General features: G+C 57.3%; 20 protein-coding genes. 8 read left to right on the plus strand and 12 right to left on the minus strand.

Annotated elements, in window-relative coordinates:
- Positions 1-6 precede the first annotated feature (6 nt).
- From J2S70_RS02795 to J2S70_RS02810, 4 genes are all read right to left on the minus strand, one after another.
- On the minus strand, positions 7-891 hold the full coding sequence (locus J2S70_RS02795; RefSeq protein ID WP_307682226.1) for a metal ABC transporter permease: 885 nt from the start codon (positions 889-891) through the stop codon (positions 7-9).
- Positions 891-1,628, minus strand: a complete 738-nt coding sequence (locus J2S70_RS02800; protein WP_307682227.1) for a metal ABC transporter ATP-binding protein — start codon at positions 1,626-1,628, stop codon at positions 891-893. The genes J2S70_RS02795 and J2S70_RS02800 overlap by 1 nt, the downstream gene beginning before the upstream one ends.
- The gene (locus tag J2S70_RS02805) at positions 1,628-2,584 is read right to left on the minus strand and encodes a metal ABC transporter substrate-binding protein (protein ID WP_307682228.1); all 957 of its coding nucleotides are present in this window, start codon (positions 2,582-2,584) and stop codon (positions 1,628-1,630) included. The genes J2S70_RS02800 and J2S70_RS02805 overlap by 1 nt, the downstream gene beginning before the upstream one ends.
- 154 nt (positions 2,585-2,738) lie before the next feature.
- Positions 2,739-3,737 carry a bile acid:sodium symporter family protein gene (locus tag J2S70_RS02810; protein ID WP_307682229.1) on the minus strand — a complete coding sequence of 333 codons (999 nt, stop codon included), beginning with the start codon at positions 3,735-3,737 and terminating at the stop codon, positions 2,739-2,741.
- Between the two features lie 57 nt (positions 3,738-3,794).
- Here J2S70_RS02810 and rfbA point away from each other — a divergent pair, with 57 nt between their 5' ends.
- Positions 3,795-4,664 (plus strand): glucose-1-phosphate thymidylyltransferase RfbA, encoded by an 870-nt coding sequence (gene rfbA / locus J2S70_RS02815; protein ID WP_307682230.1) that lies wholly within the window; start codon positions 3,795-3,797, stop codon positions 4,662-4,664.
- A 280-nt stretch (positions 4,665-4,944) separates the two neighbouring features.
- Here rfbA and J2S70_RS08925 read toward each other — a convergent pair whose 3' ends face one another.
- The 3 genes from J2S70_RS08925 to J2S70_RS02830 all read right to left on the minus strand — a co-directional run bounded on the left by J2S70_RS08925 (position 4,945) and on the right by J2S70_RS02830 (position 7,019).
- Positions 4,945-5,208, minus strand: a complete 264-nt coding sequence (locus J2S70_RS08925; protein ID WP_307682231.1) for an Ltp family lipoprotein — start codon at positions 5,206-5,208, stop codon at positions 4,945-4,947.
- Positions 5,209-5,283: 75 nt separating this feature from the next.
- A protein-coding gene (locus J2S70_RS02825; protein WP_307682232.1) for an IS3 family transposase occupies positions 5,284-6,518 on the minus strand; the annotation gives its coding sequence in 2 pieces (ribosomal slippage) (positions 5,284-6,227 and positions 6,227-6,518; 1,236 coding nt in all).
- A gap of 21 nt (positions 6,519-6,539) precedes the next feature.
- Positions 6,540-7,019, minus strand: a complete 480-nt coding sequence (locus tag J2S70_RS02830; RefSeq protein WP_307682233.1) for an Ltp family lipoprotein — start codon at positions 7,017-7,019, stop codon at positions 6,540-6,542.
- A 786-nt stretch (positions 7,020-7,805) separates the two neighbouring features.
- On the opposite strand from J2S70_RS02830, the gene hemH reads away from it, so the two are divergent.
- Genes hemH through J2S70_RS02865 form a run of 7 tightly spaced genes read left to right on the plus strand, consistent with a single transcriptional unit; the run spans position 7,806 to position 15,826 of the window.
- Complete coding sequence (hemH, locus tag J2S70_RS02835) at positions 7,806-8,789, plus strand: ferrochelatase (RefSeq protein ID WP_307682234.1); 984 nt, start codon at positions 7,806-7,808, stop codon at positions 8,787-8,789.
- A 34-nt stretch (positions 8,790-8,823) separates the two neighbouring features.
- A complete protein-coding gene (gene hemQ, locus J2S70_RS02840) occupies positions 8,824-9,573 on the plus strand; it encodes a hydrogen peroxide-dependent heme synthase (protein ID WP_307682235.1) in 750 nt (249 codons plus the stop codon).
- A gap of 4 nt (positions 9,574-9,577) precedes the next feature.
- Positions 9,578-10,576: a FecCD family ABC transporter permease gene (locus J2S70_RS02845; RefSeq protein WP_307682236.1), complete on the plus strand. Its 999-nt coding sequence runs from the start codon at positions 9,578-9,580 to the stop codon at positions 10,574-10,576.
- Positions 10,573-11,358 carry an ABC transporter ATP-binding protein gene (locus J2S70_RS02850; protein WP_307682237.1) on the plus strand — a complete coding sequence of 262 codons (786 nt, stop codon included), beginning with the start codon at positions 10,573-10,575 and terminating at the stop codon, positions 11,356-11,358. The genes J2S70_RS02845 and J2S70_RS02850 overlap by 4 nt, the downstream gene beginning before the upstream one ends.
- 22 nt (positions 11,359-11,380) lie before the next feature.
- On the plus strand, positions 11,381-12,364 hold the full coding sequence (locus J2S70_RS02855) for an ABC transporter substrate-binding protein (protein ID WP_307682238.1): 984 nt from the start codon (positions 11,381-11,383) through the stop codon (positions 12,362-12,364).
- A gap of 17 nt (positions 12,365-12,381) precedes the next feature.
- Entirely contained in the window at positions 12,382-14,103 is a 1,722-nt protein-coding gene (locus J2S70_RS02860) for an ABC transporter ATP-binding protein/permease (protein ID WP_307682240.1), read from the plus strand.
- Positions 14,096-15,826, plus strand: a complete 1,731-nt coding sequence (locus J2S70_RS02865) for an amino acid ABC transporter ATP-binding/permease protein (RefSeq protein ID WP_307682241.1) — start codon at positions 14,096-14,098, stop codon at positions 15,824-15,826. Before J2S70_RS02860 ends, J2S70_RS02865 begins: the two co-directional genes overlap by 8 nt.
- Before the next feature lie 77 nt (positions 15,827-15,903).
- On the opposite strand, the gene J2S70_RS02870 is transcribed toward J2S70_RS02865, so the two are convergent.
- The 5 genes from J2S70_RS02870 to J2S70_RS02885 form a co-directional block, all read right to left on the minus strand.
- Positions 15,904-16,107 (minus strand): hypothetical protein, encoded by a 204-nt coding sequence (locus tag J2S70_RS02870; RefSeq protein ID WP_307682242.1) that lies wholly within the window; start codon positions 16,105-16,107, stop codon positions 15,904-15,906.
- Positions 16,104-16,421 carry a BrnT family toxin gene (locus tag J2S70_RS08835; RefSeq protein ID WP_407702625.1) on the minus strand — a complete coding sequence of 106 codons (318 nt, stop codon included), beginning with the start codon at positions 16,419-16,421 and terminating at the stop codon, positions 16,104-16,106. Before J2S70_RS08835 ends, J2S70_RS02870 begins: the two co-directional genes overlap by 4 nt.
- Positions 16,422-16,590: 169 nt before the next feature.
- Positions 16,591-17,556, minus strand: a complete 966-nt coding sequence (locus J2S70_RS02875) for a bile acid:sodium symporter family protein (RefSeq protein WP_307682243.1) — start codon at positions 17,554-17,556, stop codon at positions 16,591-16,593.
- A gap of 98 nt (positions 17,557-17,654) precedes the next feature.
- Complete coding sequence (gene rfbD, locus J2S70_RS02880) at positions 17,655-18,506, minus strand: dTDP-4-dehydrorhamnose reductase (protein WP_307682244.1); 852 nt, start codon at positions 18,504-18,506, stop codon at positions 17,655-17,657.
- 57 nt (positions 18,507-18,563) lie between these two features.
- The gene (locus tag J2S70_RS02885; RefSeq protein ID WP_307682245.1) at positions 18,564-20,615 is read right to left on the minus strand and encodes a glycoside hydrolase family 99-like domain-containing protein; all 2,052 of its coding nucleotides are present in this window, start codon (positions 20,613-20,615) and stop codon (positions 18,564-18,566) included.
- Between the last annotated feature and the right edge of the window lies 1 nt (position 20,616).

Genomic DNA, 20,616 nt, shown 5'->3' on the forward strand with positions numbered 1-20,616 from the left:
TGGTCCCTATCGCCTCGCTCCCGTATGCCGGGGCCGGCGCGAGGTGCAAAGTGCGACGACGAAAACGGCGAATAGCACGACGACGACAACGGGACCAGTCGGAACGCGGCCCAAGTTAATCGATACGTACGCCCCCACCGCGCCAGCCAGCAGCCCAATAATCCCTGAACCTATGACAAGCTGCCCGAGCGAGCGCGCCCACTGATGCATGGCAGCGCCTGGGATGATCGCGAAAGCCACCATCAAAATCAGACCCACGGCCTTCACTCCCGACACGATGGCCACCGTGATGCACGTGGTCAAAACCGGGTTAATCACTTTTAGTTTAAAGCCATAAAGTTCGGCTGACTGCGGGTCAAAGATCGCGACCTTGATTTCCTTCCATCCAGCGCACAATACCAGGCCAAGCACCAAGGCAATCGCGGCGATGGTATGTCCATCGCTCGCTCGCGTGGTGGCTGCGTTGCCAAAAATATAATCCGAAAGCCCGGCCTTCCCGGGGATCGAGGAGTGGTTGAGCACGTGGAGTGCGCTGAGCCCTCCCCCGTAAAAGAGGGACAGGCTGATTGCCATCGCGGCATCCGCACCAATCACGGTGCGCTCGGTGATCCACTGCACGAGGAACACTGCGAGATAGCTGGAGATCGCGGCACCCGCAATTAAGACCGCAATGGATTGGCCGTTCGCCCCGAAAATACCGGCGGCGACGGCGAAACCGCCCACTACTCCCGCCAAGGAGGCGTGCCCCATGACGTCGGACAGAAGTGATTGCCTTCGCATATAAAGCAGAGACCCGAAGGAACCGGCTAGGAGCCCGACGAGAGCAGAGGTAAAGAAGGTAGTACGAAAACCGTACACGCTCAAGAAATCGAGCGGGCTGATCCAATCCATTAGAACCCAAGTCCGCCTATCTGGAAGGCCTCGGCGATTGCTTCACTGGTGAGAGCTTCACCGACGGGGCCGGTAGAAATAACCTCGCCCTCTCGAAGTAGTGTCGCATGCGTGCAAAATTCAGCAACTTGCGCGAGGTCGTGGTGGACGATCACAACGGTGCATCCCCGAGCCGCTTCCTCCTTAAGGATGTTGATGATGACGCTCTCCGAGGCGGCATCAACGCCCGCAAAGGGCTCGTCCATGATGAGCAGCTTGGCGTCTTGAGCAAGTAAGCGCGAAAGAAACACGCGTTGTTTTTGCCCACCCGAAAGCTGCGAAATGTGGCGCCCTGCCAGTTCGCTGAGCCCCACCTGAGCGAGGGCCTCACGTGCCCTTTCAAGATCCCGAGGCCGGGGCCTGCGAAACCACCCCAGCCTCGGGTATGTCCCCATCAAAGTCACTTCTTTGACGGTGATGGGAAAATCCCAATCGACTGCCGCTGCTTGCGGCATGTAGCCAACGCTTTTGCGGTGCTCGGCATAGGAGCCGCCAAAAAACAGGGCGGTTCCTTTCGTACCCGACAGCAGGCCGAGCACGGCCTTAATCAGCGAAGACTTCCCCGAACCGTTAGGTCCGACGATTGCGTGGATGTGGCCCTGCCCGACCTCCATCGTCACGCTCTTAACCGCTATGGTGTTGCGGTAGCCGGCCGTGAGATCACGAGTTGCGAGCGCCGGCGTGGCTACATCAGTCATTAGGAAAGGGCCTCCACGATCGCCTGCACATTGTGCTCGAAGGCGCCGAGGTAGGTGTCGGTTGGCGCACTATCACCAAGGGTATCGGCGTAGAGAACCTTGTCGGAAACTTCAACCTTGCCACCTTTCGCAACCACCGAATCCTGTAGGTGCTTGATGGCCTCGGGATTCTTCAGGTTGTCTTGGAAGATCACAGGAACCTTGTGGTCTGCGATCGTCTGGGCCAACTCATCAAGTTCGGCCGCCGAGATTTCGGCTTCCGACGTCACGAGATCCGTTGCCAAGACCGTCATGTTATAGGTGTCGCCAAGGTAATTAAACGCATCGTGACCCGTGATGAGGTAACGATTCTCCTCTGGAATCTTGGAGAGTTGCTCACTTGCCTTTACGTGGGCGGCCTGAATCTTTTCGTTGTAGGCAGCCGCGTTATCGCGGTAGGTCTGGGCATTATCGGGATCGATGTCAGCGAACTTCTCGCCGATACCCGTGACTACTTCCTGCCACAGCTCCGGGGAATTCCACACGTGCGGATCGTGCCCATCGACTTCGTCCTCCCATGGCAGGAGCTTCGATTCGTCAATGACTTCTGCGGCCGGGTGAGAGCGCTCGCCGAGCTTATCGAAGTGGTCACGCATCCGGTGTTCCATATCGTGGCTCGTCCACACCACGAGGTCCGCCTCGTTCACTGCCTCGATATCAGCGGTGGTTAGTTCCTGCGTGTGCGGATCTCCACCCGGCGCAACGAGCGTGCGTACCTCAGCATCAGGCGCAACATTGTTGATTGCGTCCGTGAGGTAGCCCGTCGTCGACACAACCGTCAAAGTTTCAGAGTTCGACGACGCCGATGTCTCGGCCGAGCCTGAAGAACCATTCGATTTATCTTCCGAGCAGGCACCTAGAACAGACATGCCCAACATCACCGAAAAGGCAATGCCAAGAATCCGCTTGACTTTCATAAATTTTCCTTCCAACTTTGGCAGATGCGCCAAATAGGCGCGACTAAACACACCATAGATTATGGGGCTCTAAAATAAAATTTGGAGATACCTAAATTCATTTGGTGCGAATATCCCCACAAGCGCACAGGCATGACTTTGCCCCGACGCGAAGCTAGGAATTGCGCTCAACGCGCCTAGAACGGCCATTCCCAGTGGGGCGACGTTCAGCGCTTCGACGGAAATAAAATGCCACTAGGGCTCCCGACATGTTGTGCCACACAGAGAAAATCACACCCGGAAGCGCCGCTTCGGGAGTGGCAGGAAAATGGGTTTTCGCAAGAGTTGCCGCCAGACCCGAATTTTGCATGCCAACCTCGATTGACACTGTCCGCGCCACCTGTGCAGAACTACCCGCAACACGGGTAGCCCAATACCCGGCAAAAAGGCCCGCGAGGTTATGTAAAATGACCGCAACGAAAACCACTGCAACTGCCGTTTGTAAAGCTTCAACCGATCCCGGCACCAACGCGGCCACCACCAACGTGATGCCAAGGGTTGATACCCATGGCAGAACGGGCAGTAGCCTATCCACAACTTTCGGGATCAGCAGACGTACAACCACGCCACCAACGACGGGAACGACCACGGTTGTCACGATCGACGCGGCCATGGCCCCGCTGTCGATCTGCGTCAGCGTGCCCGCTAGGGCCTGCACGAGGAGCGGGGTCAAAATTGGTGCCAGAAGAGTGGATACGGTCGTCAAGGTAACTGACAGCGCCACATCCGCTTTCGCTAAGTAGGCGACGACATTCGAGGCCGTGCCGCCCGGCGCGCAGCCGACGAGAATCACGCCGATGGCGATGCCCGTAGGCAGGTTCAGCAAGTGCACTAGGCCAAAAGCTACGAGCGGCGTGATCACGTACTGAGCGCTGACGCCGATGAGAACAGCTACGGGCCGCTGTGCCACGCGTTTGAAATCCTCGACCTGGAGGGTAAGCCCCATCGTGAACATGATGAACCCCAGGCCTGGCGACACGTACGGAGTGAGGTGGGCCGCCGTCGCCGGAAAAAAGTAAGCCCAGACCGCACCCGCGACGATAATCAGCGGAAAAACCGTCACCGCAACGAGCGCCGACCGATCCTCGGCACTCATGGCCGGCCCTTCGTTCATTGCCGCCACCTTTCAGCAGGTCGCACATCCGCACCTAAAATGAGCCATAATATAAGCATGCGTGGAATTATTCTGGCCGGTGGTTCAGGCACTCGACTTCATCCCATTACGCTCGGAACATCAAAACAGTTGGTCCCGGTTTACGACAAACCGATGATCTACTATCCGATGTCCACACTCATGCTAGCGGGCATTCAAGATATCCTCGTGATTACAACTCCGGAAGATGCGCCACAGTTCCACCGGCTTCTCGGTGATGGTCGTCAGTTCGGCATTAACCTTTCTTTTACCGTGCAAGAGGTTCCAAACGGACTGGCACAGGCTTTCGTACTTGGCGCTGACTTCGTCGGCAACCAGCCGGCCTCGCTGATACTTGGAGACAATATTTTCTATGGCCCAGGCATGGGCACCCAGCTACGGCGGAACACTGATCCTGAGGGCGGTGCGGTTTTTGCCTATCACGTCACCGATCCCGAGCGGTACGGAGTGGTGGAATTTGACGAAAATTTCAAGGCGGTTTCCATTGAGGAAAAACCGGCTAAGCCGAAGTCAAACTATGCGGTTCCCGGCCTATATTTCTACGACAACGACGTGGTGGAGATCGCGAAAGAGCTCAAGCCGTCGGCGCGTGGCGAGTATGAGATCACGGACGTCAATAAGGCTTATCTTGACGCCGGCAAGCTCTCGGTTGAGGTGCTCCCTCGCGGCACCGCCTGGCTGGATACCGGCACATTTGATTCGCTCGCCGATGCAACTTCTTATGTTCGCACCGTTGAGGCACGCCAAGGATTAAAGGTGGGCGCTCCGGAGGAGGTCGCCTGGCGTATGGGCTTCCTTGACGACGCCGGGTTGGCCGAGCGCGCCGAACCGCTCGTCAAGTCTGGGTACGGCCAGTATTTGTTGGACCTTCTCGAGTATGGGCGATAAGGCTTGATGGAAACTTTCGTCCACGTAAGCTACTACGAGCACCCTCGTGAGAAGGTTTTTGAGGCTCACCGTGATCCACAACTGTTGAAGGTTTTAACCCCACCCGGCAAGGGTCCTGTGGGCTTGCCGTGGCGAGTTCGCCCCACAGTGCTAGATCCGCCCCGCTTGTTCGAAGACGTACAGGTAAGCGGGCCGTTTTCCGCCTGGCGGCACCTATCGTACACGGAGAACTCACCAAGTTGTTCCAGTACAGGGAGCGCGCTCTGCGGGACTTTCTTGGTTAGGCTTGGGATGCGCGCTCCCATGAACTTTTACGGCAAGTTGTCGATCGCGTATTGTGCCTGCTCGTGCGTAAACCGTTCCCCATACCCACCAGCCAAATGGTCATAGATCTCTTGATCGGCGCTGTTGGCGTGAACTCCAAATGCTCCTCGGCAGCCCTCAATGCCTGCTCGTTCCAATCAACATCGAGGTTATCAAGCGCATACTCGGTTTCTTCTTTGGTGAAGTTGCTTCCGTACTCGGCCGTCAAACGCTCACGCAAACTTTCCTCTCAATAGGGCATTATTTCCAGTATCTGTTCAGCTGACTTTAAAGTGAAATGGTCCGGGTTTTCTTCCTAGGTGTTTACCCTGTTTTCTATTGTTGCTGTTTTTTCTCGTTGCTGCCAGTATTCCGTTTCGACCTCGTGTGGCGTGCGGTAGTTGAGTGCTTGGTGGAGACGCTTGGTGTTCCACCAGTGCACCCACTCGAATGTAGCGATCTCGACTTCGAGAACATCGGCCCATCGTCGGGTATGAATGATCTCGTTCTTGTATGAGCCGTTGACGTTCTCAGCCAGCGCATTGTCATAACTGTCACCCACACTGCCAGTGGATTCAACAATTCCAGCATCCACGAGATGCTGATGATAGGTCAAAGATACATATTGAGACCCGTGATCTGAATGATGAACCAGGCCTGTGGTTGAGCGAGCGTTCCAGATTGCTTGCTTGACCGCTTGGAGCGGTAATGCCTCGGTTTTCATGGAATCTGACAGCGCCCAGCCAACAATCTTCCTGCTAAAAGCGTCGATTACGAACGCCGCATACACGAAACCCGCAGTGGTTCTCACGTAGGTGATATCAGCGACCCACAATCGATTCGGAGCACTAGCTGTAAACTCGCGTTGAACCAAGTCTGGGCGAGTATCGATGTCCTTACTCTTGACTGTGGTGACAGGATTTTTACCTTTCCGTTTACCTGCCACTGCCGCCAATTTCATGATCCGCCGCGTTTGCTCACGACCAATGTCAACTCCTTGACGTTTCAAGGCACGCCACATCTTCCGCACCCCATACACCCCGTAATTCTCAGCATGAATCTGGCCAACGAGCTCGACCAGCTCGCGATCCCTGACCTGGCGAGCTGACGGGGCACGTTTCTTCGCATCCCGGTATCCACGGGAGGTGATAAAGCCTCCTTCACGGTGATTCTTCAACGTCTGACAAATGAACTCAACACTGAAACGATCGCGATACTCATCGATAAATGCGATCATTTCCGACGTTTGGGGTCGAGTTCGGACGCGAAAAAAGCCGATGCAGCCTTCAACAACTCATTCGTGTCACGCAACTCTTGAACTTCACGACGCAGTCTGGCATTTTCGGCAGCCAGATCTTCGGGCAGGCGTTGAGGAACTTCTCCTTCACGTCGAGCTGCCTGGGTCCATTGCCGGGCAGTATGCCACGAGACCCCGAGTTTTGGTGCAACTGCTTGGCATGCTGCCTGCATCGAAAGCCCCTCAGCAAGGATCCGATCCTCAACAAGACGAACCACACGATCCTTCGCTTCCTGATCAAACTTCTTCGCCATATTCCAGATTTTCCCATCTACTCAAACGGAAGAAAACCTAGACCATTTCAAAGCTTGTTCATTCCAATCGACGTCGACATTATCGACAGCATACTGGGCAGCTTCATGAGATAAGCCCTCGCCGTATTCGGAGGTTAGTTGATCATAAAGCTCACTCTTTGAGAAGGCGAATAATTCCAGATAAGACTCGGCATCTTTCATGGTCTCTTCGTACTCATCGGTTATTTCCGTTGGTTCATCGCCCCTCGCGGACGAATCATCTATCGGGTCATCTCCACCGCGAGTCGGTTGCAGTGTTTCCACAATCTCAGCCGAGGTAGCCATGTCTTCAGGATCATCGGAACCGCTAGCCAGCATCACAATACCGAATATCGCGGCTCCGGCGGCTAACACAAAGAGCATAATCGCCCACCACCGCTTGTACCACGGCTGACGCGGCTGAGGGCTGTAGGGGTTGGATCCCTGAGGTTGCCCGGGGGTGTCCGTATTGGTTACAAGCATTCCCCTGCAGCTGCGCATAAGAGTGCTGCTGATTCTGTCCTAGTACTGGCACGTATTGGCCCTGCCCGGGTCCGTTATGCCCAGCCCAGGTCTGTTGTTGGTTCGGCTGAGGCTGATAGGGCATCTGCTCAGTTGGGTTCTCGCCGGGCGGATTCTGGCTAGGCGGGTGTGGACGGTTCCCTGGTTGGAATCTACTTTGATCTTGCGCGGGGTCGACGTTGTTTGAGGACATGTCGATTTCCTTCGTGTCGTGTGCGCCGGTCGCTTAACCGTGCCGCGTCTGTTAGATCGTGGTTGAGTAAACGCTGGGATTTCGAGCCTGAATCGTCGGCAATTCTCATACTACCGTCACCTCGGTATGCGAAAAGTTCACCCACGAAAAGCATCGGCACTCGCGTTGTCATGAATAGCGCATGCGACAAACAATCGCCGATCCACCGCTCAACGTTGTTCCACGCAAATCCGCAAGGCGACGAACCGCCTCATAAACCTAGATATCTTCAATGTTCTTGGTCGCCATAGCTAAAATTCCACCATCAAGGCTCGAGTCTCACACGCATCCCTACTCCAAAGGCGGCGCAGTGAGATCGGCCGCGCTTTTAACACCCGCCTTTCGGCGACACCCGGATCACCCCGCCGCGAAAAATGCCATTATTTCAAGCAGTCAAAGCGAAATGTTAGCGACACCTTCATTTTAAATTGGACTATGGTGGCGGTTCGAGCAATAATCTTGGGCGTGGAAAATAATGCAACACCAAGCCCCAAACCAGCCCGCGAGGTCGCCTCATGAGCGATGCCTACATGCTACTTTCTTACGGCGGCCCCGACAAACCTTCCGACGTCGTACCGTTCCTACGCAACGCTGTGGCGGGTAAGGGGATTCCAGACGAGCGGCTCGAAGAAGTTGGCGAGCACTATTTCCTCTTCGGTGGCAAGTCCCCAATTAATGAGCTTAATTTCCAGCTCGCGCAACGTATCCGCGACGAATTAGCCGCTAGAGGCGACCACACGCCCGTCATCGTCGGCAATCGGAACTGGCACCCGTATGGCAACGAAGCATTGGAGGAGCTCTACTCCCAAGGCGCCCGGCACATTCGTGCGATTGCTACCGCGGCGTACGGTTCGTACTCCTCGTGCCGGCAATACCGCGAAGACGTCGCGCGCTGGTTAGGCGACCTCGAATACCCCGACCTACGCGTCGATAAGGTCAGGCCATTTTGGGAAACCTCGGGCTTCATGGAGGCCTACCTCGACGTCGTACGCAAGGCTCGCGAGCAAGCCGCACCACACGCCCGGGTCCTGTTCGTCACCCACTCGATACCGACGGCGATGGATCGGGCTTCTGGCCGCGCACTCAATCTGACTTACGAGCAGCAGCACCTCGAAGTGGCGCGCACCATTACACGTGAACTGGATATCACCGACTGGGATATGACGTACTGTTCCCGTTCGGGAAGCCCGCATACCCCCTGGCTGGAGCCCGACGTCAACGATCACATTGAAGAGTTAGCAGAACGCAGTGTGTCCGCTGTTCTCATCGTTCCCATCGGCTTTATTTCCGATCACATGGAAGTGATCTACGATCTGGACACGCAGGCCAAAGAAACCTGCGAGGCTCTCGGCATCGAACACTACCGCGCGGACACGATTGATCACTCGCCTGTTTTTGTCCAACAGCTTGCTGACCTGTTCCAAGGCGAAGGGGAAATATCATGCCCGTCCACGTGTTGCTGGGCGAGCGACTCTGCGCCCGCCCTGGCCGCAATATAGTCTGCCCAAGTCCACCACTATTGAAGGAGTTTTTATGAGCCACCACCCTGCACCCCATCACGGTGCCCCCCATCACGGTGCGCCCCACCACGGAGGCGGCCACGATTCGCACGGCCACCCCGATCCAGAGTTTGTTGATCACCTGAATTCAACGCGGCCGTTCGTGATGTGGGCCGTTTTCGCAGGCGGGCGCCATATCGACGACGTCGACGCCGCAGTTTCAGCCGCCGAATCGGCTATCGATGATTCGGGCGTGAAAGTGCGCGGCTTCTACGACCTAGCGGGCTACCGCGCGGACGCGGACCTCATGGCCTGGTTTATCGCGGACACCCCAGAGCAGCTGCAAGCAGCCTACCGCGCGCTCGCGAATTCGAAGCTGGATCTGACCCCCGTCTGGTCCGTCATCGCCCAGCACAAGCCGGCCGAATTTAACAAGGCCCACTTGCCCGGAATGTTCGTCCACGAGGAAGCGCCCGCCTACGCCTCTGTTTATCCATTCGTACGTTCCTACGACTGGTATTTGCTAGAACCGTGGAAGCGCGCATCGATCATGAAGAATCACGGCATGGCTGGCCGGGATTTCGGCGATCTAGTGACCTCCACGCTCGCCACCTTCTCGCTCTCGGATTACGAGTGGGTCGTGGCCCTCGAGGGCGATGATCTGACCCGCATCGTCGACCTCATGTACGCCTTCCGCAACACGGAGGCCCGCTTGTACGTGCGCCAAGACACCCCGTTCTTCACGGGCCGGCGCTGCGAGCTTCGCGACTGGGCCCGCCGCTAACCGCATGCGTCCACGCGTCCTAACTATCGGGGCGGTTATCCTCCTGATAGTTATGCTGGCGGCCGTTAGCATCGGCCCGGTGCTGACGCCGCCGGCTCACGTGTTCAGTGCCCTTGCCTCGATTTTCTCTGGCGCGGGCACCGCGTCTGATGCGTTAGTAACGGGAATTCGCCTACCCCGCGTGCTGATCGCGGCGCTGATCGGCGGCGCACTGGCCGTATCCGGAGCGGCGATGCAGGCAGTTTTCCGCAACCCGTTGGCCGAGCCCGGAATTACCGGCGTTGGTGCGGGCGCGGCCTGCTTTGCGGTTTTGGCGATCGTCACCGGCATGTCAGCTATCCACCCGCTTTTGCTTCCCATAGGCGCATTCTTGGGAGCCCTCGCCGCTACCTTTGTGGTTCAGCTGGTTGGCGGGCGCCGGATCGGCACTTCGAGCGCCACCCTCCTGCTGGTGGGTATCGCACTGAATTCTTTCCTGGGCGCGCTGATTGCAGCGATAATTGCAAATGCGCCCAACGCGGAAGATGCCCGCTCTGCCGTGTTTTGGTTGAACGGCGATCTGAGCGGGCGCACCATGGACGACGTCGGCCTCGTCGTCGTTCCCATATTGCTCGGCGTGGGAGTTGTGTTGCTGCACGCCCGGGAGCTCAATCTCCTCAGCCTTGGTGAGGCGACGGCACAAAGCAGCGGCGTGCCAGTCCGGCGCGTGACGCACGTCGTTCTCGCTTTCGCGGCGCTGGCGACGGCGGGGGCAGTGGCGACGACGGGGGTCATTTCCTTCGTCGGGCTCGTCGTTCCGCATTTGATCCGTTTGGTGGCCGGTGCGAATCACCGGTTTTTGCTACCCGCCTCCTTTATTTTTGGCGCAGTATTTCTGATCGTTGCAGACACAGTGGCCCGTATGCTGTTCAGTCCGGTGGTCTTGCAAACCGGTGTGATTACTTCACTGATTGGCGCGCCATTCCTACTCATTCTGGTGACGAGGCGGAGGGCGATAGCATGAGCCCGATCGAGCTTTCGCACATGCAGGTTTCCTACGGTAAACGCCGGGTGGTCAATATCGATTCGCTCCACCTGCGAAGTGGCGCCGTACACGGGCTAATCGGGCCCAACGGAGCTGGTAAATCGACACTCCTGAAAGCCATGCTCGGGCTCATCCCACACGCGGGCAGCGTCACGATTGACGGTGAGGATTTCACTACCCTGTCGGCCCGCGATAAGGCGACCAAGGTGGCCTACCTGACCCAAGATTCACTGGCCAGCAATTCTTTTACAGGCCGCGAGGTCGTGGACATGGCAAGGTATGCCCGCCAATCCCGTTTCGCGCCCCGAACAATCGACGACGAGAACGCCGTCGATCGCGCTCTAGCAACAACGGGTGCGGACGCGTGGGCGAACCGGCCCACTTCAGCAACCAGTGGTGGTGAGCGCCAGCTCACTGGGCTCTCCCGTGTGCTCGCCCAAGAAACTACGGTTCTGTTATTGGACGAACCCGTCTCGGCGCTCGACTTATCGCACGAGACCCGGGTGCTGAAAATGCTACGCGACTGGCTGGAAGCCAACGGCGGCCGCACCGTCGTCGTCGTGCTCCACGATCTGACGATGGCCGCGCGCTACTGCGATGAACTCGTGCTCCTCAAACCCGAAGAATCGGGGGCGACAGTCTGCGCACAGGGAACTCCGGAACATGTGTTAACCCCGGAGAAAATTGGGCAGGTTTACGACGTAGACGTGGATGTGCGGCGCAGTGCCGTGACGTCAAGTTTGGTGGTCACGGCACTGTGACCGGAATGTGATGGAGGATGGGATGAAACACTTACGAAAATTCGCCGGTGCGATTGCGATCGCCCTCGTTTTAGCTGGCTGCGGTTCGGATGACGGTGCGGCCGGCTCAACAGCAGCCCCGAGCGCGACGACGGCTGGCGCGGCTGATTCCGAACAGGCCAGTTCGGCAGCACCTGGTGAAGGGCAGGCAGAAGAGTCGAAATATGAGCGAATTGTTGCGGTTAACGCGGAAACAGCGGACTTGGCGCTCATGCTGGTCGGGCCGGAGAACATCGCCGCTATTTCAGAAACCGCGCAGTCGCCGCACATGGGTCAAGTTCCCGAGCTTGCGGAGCAGGTGAACAACACGCTGCCGCCGGGAATCGAACCGGATGCCGAGCAAATCCTCTCATTCAACCCGGACCTCGTACTGATCACCCCGCGTGCTCACGGCACGATGGAGTCGGTGCGCGATCAGCTCGTGGCAACAGGAGTAGAGACCCATCAGTTCACACCAACCGATTTTGACAGCCCGGAAGGATACGCTTCAGCTATCCGGGAATTGGGTGAGATTCTTGGCGTACCCGCCAAGGCCGAAGAGCTCGCCAGCGAGTTTGAACAACGAATCGCTGAACTTGACGAGCAAAAGGGCGATAAGTCGCCGTCGATGATTGCGTTGATGGCACGCGGGCCCTCGATCATGGTGTATGGCGAAACCAATGCGCTGCCGGGTCTAGCCATGCGCGCTGGGGCAACGAATGCTGCTGCCGATCTCGGTTTGACCAAGACTAGCCCAATCGATGCCGAACAACTCCTCAAAGCAAATCCGGACATCATCTTCCTCGAAGACTTCAACGGCGCGGGGATGGCGCCCTTCGAAGCGATGCTCGCCGATCCCGCGCTCGCCGAAGTTGCGGCGATTAAGAACGATCGAATCGTGCTTATTCCCATGACCGAGGCTTCCACGTTGGCCGGGTTGAACATGGTGACCGGCTACGAAAAAATCTTGGCCGAAGTTCAAAAATAGCGCGGTAGGGACAGATCATGAGCGGCAAACGCACGGACTTCTTCACGCCGGGTAACGCTCCTATTCGCTTGCAAACTGTGTTGCTCGCACTGCGCGCTCTTGGCGTGGGAGTGACGCTGTGGGCTGTCGGGCAACTGGTTGGTGGCGCTTTTGCTGGCGAGGTTTCCGGGGCGGCGATAGCCGCTGGCGTGGCTGGTGCGCTGGTCGCGGTGATGTGCGAATACGTGAACGGCATGTCGAAATCGGCAGGCGCGAGCCGGGAAGAAAAGCGTGTGCGCCAGGCGTTGTTGTCACATGCGTTCGGGCTTGGGCCAGCGCGTTTTACCGGTAAAGAAACCGGGCGGATCGTCTCGCTCATGACCGATTCCGTTGAACGGGTGGCCACCTATCGGCAGGGCTACCTAGGGCAGCTGATCGGCTCGGTGTTAAAGCCGTTTTTGACGTTGGCATTGATCGCTGTGCTCATCGATTGGTTGACCGCCCTTGTGCTGCTGGTGTGCTTGCCCTTCGTGCCGCTCGTGATCGGCGTTTTTCAGAAAAAATTTCGCAAAGATTCGGCCGGATCGCGAAGGATTCGCGGGAAGCTGGCAAGCCAGTTTTTAGAGGCTATTCAAAACCTGCCGACCTTGGTGGGGCTACGGGCTGCGGATCGGATTGGTGAGTCGCTTGCCGAGACCGGTGAAACCAACCGGAAAGCGCTCATGAAGGTGCTGGCACGCAACCAGCTGTTGCTGTTTGTGACGGAAGCAGTTTTTGCACTGTTCTTGGTAAGCGTGGGCGTGGCCATGGCGTGGGTGCGGCTTCGCAGCGGGGCAATCGGGATCGGTGATGCGGTGGCGCTGGTTCTCCTCACCACGCAGCTGACAACGCCCATCACGCAGGTTGGCGGCTTCTTCTACATCGGAATGGGCGGGAGAGCAGGGCAAAGCGCTATTCTCGGTTTCCTTGCGCGGAAGGCTTCGCAAGTTTCCGTTGCCCCCAGCGACAGTGTAGGCAACAGCACTGATGTCGGCAGAACCGCTGACGCGGGCGATACCGCTAATATCGGCGCCGTAGCAAACGATTCGGGGGCGCCCGAGTCAGCCGTCAACTTCAGCGATGTCGGCTTCTCATACACGAAAGATCAGCCGATTCTGCACGGCCTGAATCTTGATGTCTCCCCCGGCCAACGCACCGCGTTCGTCGGTTCTTCGGGCAGCGGCAAATCCACGATTCTCAGCATCATGGCTGGAGATCTTGTGCCGATCCATGGAGTAGCGAGCGTAGACGGCGTCGTGCTCGCGCCCATGACGCAAGAAGAGGTGCGGGGCAAAAGCGCGTGCGTCAATCAACAGACCTGGCTCTTCCATGGAACGCTGGCAGAAAACCTGCGGGTGGCGCGGTCGGATGCCTCCGAGGCGGAGATGTTGGACGCGCTCGAGGCGGTTAACTTGCGGGAATGGGTTGACTCTTTGCCGGAGGGATTGGGTACGCCGGTGGGCGAACGCGGGATGGCGGTCTCGGGAGGGCAGGCCCAGCGGATTTCGATTGCGCGGGCGATTTTAGCGGGGCGCGAACTCATCCTGTTTGACGAGCCGACCTCGCAGGTTGACCTGCATTCCGAACGCATCATCGAGCGGGTCATCGACGATTTGGCGCGGCGAGCTACCGTGGTGGTTGCCACCCATCGCCCCGCTTTGGCCAAGGGAGACGTGTACCGCGTTAGTGACGGCCATGTGGACGGGGCGAAGAATGATTAAAAGAATTTCTGCGATTAGCGACTGGCTCGTCTCGGTGACACGGCAGGTTCTGGCGCCATTGACGTGGTCGGTTTTATTCCGGCATCTTTACTTCGCGGCACATCTAGGACTGCTGACCGTAGGGGCGTGGGCGATCGGATCTTTGGCACGCGACCTAGCCAGCGGTGAACCGGCCTCGTGGAGTTTGTTGTGGCTCGTGAATGCGCTAATCGGCCTATCCTTGACGAAGGCTATCTTTAACTACCTCGAACATTTTCTTGGCCACCTCGTCGCATTCAAAGCGTTAGAGATCTTGCGGGTTGAACTGTATCGCAAGCTCGTGCCGCTAGCCACGCAGATTCGTAGCACATCAGGCGATCTCATGACCCGTGCTACAAAGGACATCGATCGGATCGAGGTGTTCTTCGCACACACTCTCGCGCCCGCATTTACAGCCGTTACCGTTCCGCTTGTGGCGCTCATTGTTGGGTTGTTCACGATTGGCTGGCAACTCGTGCTCATTGCGGCCATTGGCCTTCTTCTCGATGTACTTTTTGTGCCGTGGCTCGGCGCTCGGCGAAGCTTAGAATCCGCGCGAAAACTGAATGCCAGCCGTGCTGAACTCGCACAGCACGTAACAGATTCAGTTCAGGGCATGGCCGAAGTCACGGGATACGGGCACACCCGGGCTCGAATCGCGGAGATGGGCTCGGTTGACGAGCGGCTCGGGCAGGTGCAGAGGGTACGCGGCCGGTGGGATGCAATCCGGCAATCGGCGGCTATTGGGTTAAGGCTGTTGACTGTGTTGGCCGTAGCGATCGTGGGGGTGTCGAGCGGCGTGGATCCGGTCGCGCTGTGTGTTTGGGCGGTTGCCGTGTGGGGGCTGTATGACGTGACAGCTGGCATTCGCGAGTTCGTGGGCTCGCTCGACGCATCACTGGCTGCTGCCGAGCGTGTTCACCAAGTCGCAACGACGCCGCCGAAAGTCACTCAAATCGAAGCGCCGGTGGCGCTGCCCGAGTTCGGTTTAGATATCCGCGTGACCGGAGTGGACTACATCTATCCGAGCGAGCGTGTTCGGGACAATGCGCTAACAGATGTTGATCTTTATGTGCCCGCTGGTTCACATACGTGCCTGATTGGGACGTCAGGATCAGGCAAGTCTACGTTGCTGAAACTGATCGCCCGGCACGATGATCCCACGAATGGCAAGATCAGGCTTGCCGGCGAGGATCTGCGCGATGTGGCTCTCGATGATCTGCGCGTCCGTGTTCTACTCGTTGAGCAAACGGCCACTATTTTTAATGGCACCGTTGCGGAAAACTTGAGGTTGGCCGATGAGCACGCCGGGGACGATGCGCTTCGGCAGGCGCTCGAAGCGGTGAATCTGTGGGAGGAGCTTGAAGAGCGCGGCGGGCTCGAGGCCAAAGTGGGCGAACACGGGAAACTGCTATCCGGCGGGCAGAGGCAGCGTTTGGCGCTTGCCCGTGCGATTCTGGTCAAACCTGACGTGTTGTTGCTCGATGAGTTTACCGCCCATCTTGATGCCGAGAACGCGGCGGCGATGCGACGCAATCTTCAGTGTGAATTACCGGGTGTCACGATCATCGAATCAACACACACAGCGCTTGGACTCGAGGAAGCGGATCAGATCGTGATTCTCGATAATGGCCGGATTCACGAAAAGGGCACTCCCGCGCATGTGAAAGAATCGCTCAAACGACTTTTCGGGCTTCGCATCTGACCGTCCGAACATTTGAGGGACAATTCTGGCACGATCTTGCCAGATACGAAGATCGGCCCGGGATCGTCCCCCAAATGTCAGGTGAACGTGAGCTTGCGCTGATTGATCCGGCACTCGGTCAGATACATGTTGATAATCGTCTGGTACGGAACACCTGTACGCGCCGCTTCGCCCTTGAAATACTCAATATTGGCAACATCAAGGTTCATAGTTACGGGCTTGCGCAAGCGTTCAGCATAGGGGTTAGACTGACTTTCACTAAAATCGTATTCCTGCCTCATTTTCTTAATCTCCAATATTGATTTTCTTCGTTTCGAGTCGCTCTACGTGCGGAAAGAATGCGTATGACCGTCCCCTGCTGACGGACGCAGTGACTGACCGTCATAACCCGGGCAGACAAACTTAAGCCCAAGAGAATGAACCGTTCCTCTTCCGTTGAATGGTCTGGATCGTCAATCAAACGAGCATGCGGATCGTAGAAGGCCTCCACTGCCTCCGCGAAAGCTACTCCATGCTTGTGCTCATTAGACAGCGCTTTTCTATCATCCCACTCAAATTGAATGAAAGGTGGCTCCTCCATATGCACATAATACATATCCTATAAATATCTGTACGTGTTGGGTAACGAAAGTACTCGACTATTAGCCAACGGCGGCACCTAAAACCGCCGGTCCCGCTAGCCCTGTAAACATTTGAGGGATGATCCCAGCGCGATCTCGCCATATACGGAGATCGGCCCGGAATCGTCCCCCAAATGTCGCGAACTACTGAACCTCTTTCTCAGCTGAGCGGCGATAGAACATTGAGAGGAAGGCGCCGGAGAGGTTGTGCCACACCGAAAAGATCACGGCCGGAAGCGCGGTTTCCGGCGTGAAGTAGGTGCGCGAAAGCGTTGCGGCAAGGCCGGAGTTCTGCATACCAACCTCAACAGAAACGGTACGCGCCACCCGGTTATCAAGGCGGAACAGCTTCGCTGACCAGTATCCGATGATGTAGCCAAATAGATTGTGTAAAACTACGGCGGCGAAGATAGTAGCGCCAGCGGTGGCAAATGCTTCGGCCGAACCCGGGATCACGCCAGCTACAACGCCGCAGATTCCGAATGTCGAAATCCACGGAAGTACGGGCAAAATCTTATCGATCACCTTTGGAATCAAGAGCCGCAACAAAAGACCAGCAATCACCGGGATCAGCACGGTCTTCACGATCGACCATGCCATCGAGCCCCCATCAATTTCCATGTAGGTACCGGCCAGCCACTGCACTAGCAGTGGCGTCATGAGTGGCGCAAGCAGCGTGGAAATGGAGGTCATCGTCACCGAGAGTGCAACATCAGCCTTCGCAAGATAAGAAATAACGTTCGAGGAGGTCCCACCCGGAGCGCAGCCCACAAGGATCACACCAACAGCTACGGCATCTGGTAGGTTCAGAACCGTCGTTAGCAAAACTGCCATTGCAGGCATGATCACGTATTGCGCAATCACCCCGAGCAAAATCGGCAATGGGCGGGTAAAAACAAGCTTGAAGTCGGGAATGGTTAGCGTGAGCCCCATACCGAACATGATGATGCCGAGTAGCGTGGATACGTGCGGGGTAACATTCGATGCCGCACCGGGGAACATGAACGCCCAGACGGCGGCGATCACGATCAGGATCGGAAAAATGGTAACTGCGACGAGTGCCGCTTGGTCCTCCGCTGACCGCTTTGGTTGTGCATTATTTTTAGACATGGGCATATTGTTCCGCTAACAGCCCACAACGTGAACGCGGGTATCACATGGCGAAACAAACGTGGTCAAGCTCTCGCCCTCTATAGCTGCCACATGTTTCAGCCCACGTCAGCAAGCACGCTCGCAGCAGCCTCGTGCCAGCGCTGCTTCCAGTCGCCGATGGGCGCCACCCCGATCGCGTCAAGCTCATCGTGCCCGAGCACAGAATACGACGGCCGCGGCGCCGGTCGATTAAAGGCCGCGGCGGTTGTTTCCCCGACGATCTCAGGATCTTTCCCGTAAGCCCGCATGATCTCCTTGGTGAAACCGTGCCAGTTGGTCTGCCCAGATGCAGTCCCGTGGTAGATCCCGGCCGGCGCTTGCGCATCCACCAGTCGCCAAAGTAACTCCGCCAAATCCCTCGTCCACGTGGGCTGCCCGATTTCATCCGTCACAACCGAGAGTTCAGGATGCTTATCCGATAACCGCGCCATCGTCTTCGGGAAGCAGGTGCCATGCTCGCCATATAGCCACGCGGTTCGGACGATGAGGTAATCATCTGTTTCTGATCGCACTGCCCACTCCCCCGCGGCCTTCGTGCGCCCGTAAGCACTGGCGGGTGCGAGCGGGCCGTATTCGGCGTAGGGTTCGGTGGCAGTACCGGAGAACACGTAGTCGGTGGAGATATGCACGAGGCGGGCGCCCATGTCCCTGGTCTTCCGGGCGAGCAGTTGTGGCCCGACAGCGTTCACAGCGAAGGCTGTGGCCTCGTTTTCTTCAGCGGGGTCGACTGCCGTGTATGCGGCACAGTTGACGACGACGTCGGAGCTCGGAATAGTGCGCACGCTCGCCACGTCTGTGATGTCGAGTTCGGGTTGGTCAAGTTCAACGACCTCTTCGCCGCGTTCACGGAGCATCGTGACGACGTCGGTTCCTAGCATGCCGTTGGCTCCAATGATTGTCCAGCGCATGTTCTACTCCTTCGCTATCCGTTATCAGTCTTCTAATTCCGTGCCATTAAACATTCGCTACGAGTACAAAACGTCCCGTAAAGCGAGCAGATAGGTACGCCCGAATCTGGTGGTTGGTTCCAAGACCGCGCCCTCAGCCCATTCGTTCCATGCGTTGATGAACAGGATCCGGTCTTTCGGTTCCCGGGCAGCGAGTGAATTAACCAGTTCGCCTACCCAACGGCGGAAGGTGTAGGGATTCGATCCGAACCAGGCATCTGCCCGCCACTGGCGCCGAGCAGTATTGTCGAAGGTCACCATGGCGCCCGGGTAGTCGGTGTCACTCAGCTCGTTCGCCATCCGAACTGAGGCTGCTGCGGAAGCGTCGTAGCTCATGAGGTTACCGCGCCACCGGTGATCCAGCCCGATCTTCGCGGCCGGAGCTGCCACCCAGGGCAGGTTGTGCGGTGGGAATTGTAGCGTGCCGTCTAGGCCGTTGTCTGCGGCTGTTCCGCTGATTGCTCCGAAGTCTTTAGCCACGGAAACGGCCAGAATGTAGAGTTCGCCCAATCCGGCTGCGCGCGCACGTTCCCGCCACGTGGCAACCACCTGGGGGAAGTTCTCCATCTGGCCTGGTCGGTAGACGGCGAGGATCGGTTTACCTTCATAACACATGTACCGGGGATCCTTGAGGAAGTCCATGACGTCATCGATGAAGTCTTCTGCTGGCACCTCGTCATAGTTCTGGCCGATCAGAATGTCTTGCGAGCGACCGTCCCAGCGGCGCGTCCAGTTTTCGTTGGCCCACATGATGCAATATGGAATATCCAGTTCGGAGTCGTGCATCTTCTCGATGGGCCGGTTGAGCAGACGCTCACCGGAGAACCAGTAGTAGTAGTACATGAAACCGGCGACGCCGTGCTCCGCAGCAAGCTCGTGCTGCTTTGCACGGACCGAGTCCAGTTCGAGGTCATAGAAGCCCAGCTCTGTAGGGATACGTGGCTGGTAGTGACCGATATAAGCTGGCACTGCGGAGGTGACGTTCGTCCACTCGGTAAAGCCTTCACCCCACCACTTGTTGTTCTGCGGCGAGTCGTGGAATTGCGGCAGGTAGAACGGGATGACACGAGCACGCAGGCTACGCTCCGCGTCGACGAGATAGCGTTTCCACAGGTCGCTGCCAGACGAGGGTTCGAGATCGGCGGGCTCGGCAATCGTGAGCCCAGATTCTTCGGCCACGATCCCTAAAATTCGTTCGATGGCGTGTGCGGTTGTGCCGTCAATCTGGCCTGCTTCGTCGTCGAAATCATCTTTTTGCAGGTTGAACGCGCGTAAGCTTTGCAGAAGGAAGCCGCGTGTCCAGTACATCGAACCGGACGCAAAGCGTAGCTTGTCTGCATCAATAAACATCTCGATGCGCCGCATGAGTTGCTCGACAATGCGCTGGTTACCGCCCCAATGCTCGCAACCAACGATGGACCCGGTTGCGGTGACCGTGCCGAGCGAGGCGTCCGAGGCAAACGCGTCCAAGATAGCGCTCACCTTTTCTTCGCTGCCGACGAGGTCATCAAGGAACTGATCTTTCCATTGTTCACCGGTGCCAGACAGAGTTTCGTGATCTTCCCGCCATGCGCTTTTCTTGGTGTGGAGCTTCAAAATGAGCTCGTAGGGATTGAGAGCGCCATAGTTGACGAGCTGGACGGTGGGGAAAATATCACGACCGTGGTTAGCAACCTTGACGACGACGGTTGCACGGTGGCACGGGCTCACTTGCTCGGGCACGGGAAGCTCTTCGCCAGAAGCATTGGTGATAAAAAGATCGTAGTCGACGGGGATATTGGCGACGTGATCGAGCAACTCACTGAGTAGTTCCGGATAGAAGCAGTGAATGACGACGGCGACCTTCGCCGGCTGATCGATGTCAAACTGTGGATCGAGCCGCCACTTTTCGGGGAAACCGGGGTTTTGCCGCCCGCCTTGGCGGTCAACATAACGGCGGAAATCGGCAACATGTTTCGACCTATAGCCGAGAGGGCTACCGGTCATTAAGGTATTAACCGCTGCTGCGCGTAGCCGACCACCGACATATTGCACACGGCGAGCAAGCGTATTCTTTCGCTGGTTTTCCATG

The organism is Trueperella bonasi (genome assembly GCF_030811535.1).
In the GTDB taxonomy this organism is placed as follows: Bacteria; Actinomycetota; Actinomycetes; order Actinomycetales; family Actinomycetaceae; genus Trueperella; species Trueperella bonasi.

Excerpts from the sequence above, each read along its gene's own strand:
- J2S70_RS02795 (WP_307682226.1), bottom strand. The coding sequence starts at position 891 with ATGGATTGGATCAGCCCGCTCGATTTCTTGAGCGTGTACGGTTTTCGT.
- J2S70_RS02800 (WP_307682227.1), bottom strand. The coding sequence starts at position 1,628 with ATGACTGATGTAGCCACGCCGGCGCTCGCAACTCGTGATCTCACGGCC.
- J2S70_RS02805 (WP_307682228.1), bottom strand. The coding sequence starts at position 2,584 with ATGAAAGTCAAGCGGATTCTTGGCATTGCCTTTTCGGTGATGTTGGGC.
- J2S70_RS02810 (WP_307682229.1), bottom strand. The coding sequence starts at position 3,737 with ATGAACGAAGGGCCGGCCATGAGTGCCGAGGATCGGTCGGCGCTCGTT.
- rfbA (WP_307682230.1), top strand. The coding sequence starts at position 3,795 with ATGCGTGGAATTATTCTGGCCGGTGGTTCAGGCACTCGACTTCATCCC.
- J2S70_RS02830 (WP_307682233.1), bottom strand. The coding sequence starts at position 7,019 with ATGCTTGTAACCAATACGGACACCCCCGGGCAACCTCAGGGATCCAAC.
- hemH (WP_307682234.1), top strand. The coding sequence starts at position 7,806 with ATGAGCGATGCCTACATGCTACTTTCTTACGGCGGCCCCGACAAACCT.
- hemQ (WP_307682235.1), top strand. The coding sequence starts at position 8,824 with ATGAGCCACCACCCTGCACCCCATCACGGTGCCCCCCATCACGGTGCG.
- J2S70_RS02845 (WP_307682236.1), top strand. The coding sequence starts at position 9,578 with ATGCGTCCACGCGTCCTAACTATCGGGGCGGTTATCCTCCTGATAGTT.
- J2S70_RS02850 (WP_307682237.1), top strand. The coding sequence starts at position 10,573 with ATGAGCCCGATCGAGCTTTCGCACATGCAGGTTTCCTACGGTAAACGC.
- J2S70_RS02855 (WP_307682238.1), top strand. The coding sequence starts at position 11,381 with ATGAAACACTTACGAAAATTCGCCGGTGCGATTGCGATCGCCCTCGTT.
- J2S70_RS02860 (WP_307682240.1), top strand. The coding sequence starts at position 12,382 with ATGAGCGGCAAACGCACGGACTTCTTCACGCCGGGTAACGCTCCTATT.
- J2S70_RS02865 (WP_307682241.1), top strand. The coding sequence starts at position 14,096 with ATGATTAAAAGAATTTCTGCGATTAGCGACTGGCTCGTCTCGGTGACA.
- J2S70_RS02870 (WP_307682242.1), bottom strand. The coding sequence starts at position 16,107 with ATGAGGCAGGAATACGATTTTAGTGAAAGTCAGTCTAACCCCTATGCT.
- J2S70_RS08835 (WP_407702625.1), bottom strand. The coding sequence starts at position 16,421 with ATGTATTATGTGCATATGGAGGAGCCACCTTTCATTCAATTTGAGTGG.
- J2S70_RS02875 (WP_307682243.1), bottom strand. The coding sequence starts at position 17,556 with ATGTCTAAAAATAATGCACAACCAAAGCGGTCAGCGGAGGACCAAGCG.
- rfbD (WP_307682244.1), bottom strand. The coding sequence starts at position 18,506 with ATGCGCTGGACAATCATTGGAGCCAACGGCATGCTAGGAACCGACGTC.
- J2S70_RS02885 (WP_307682245.1), bottom strand. The coding sequence starts at position 20,615 with ATGGAAAACCAGCGAAAGAATACGCTTGCTCGCCGTGTGCAATATGTC.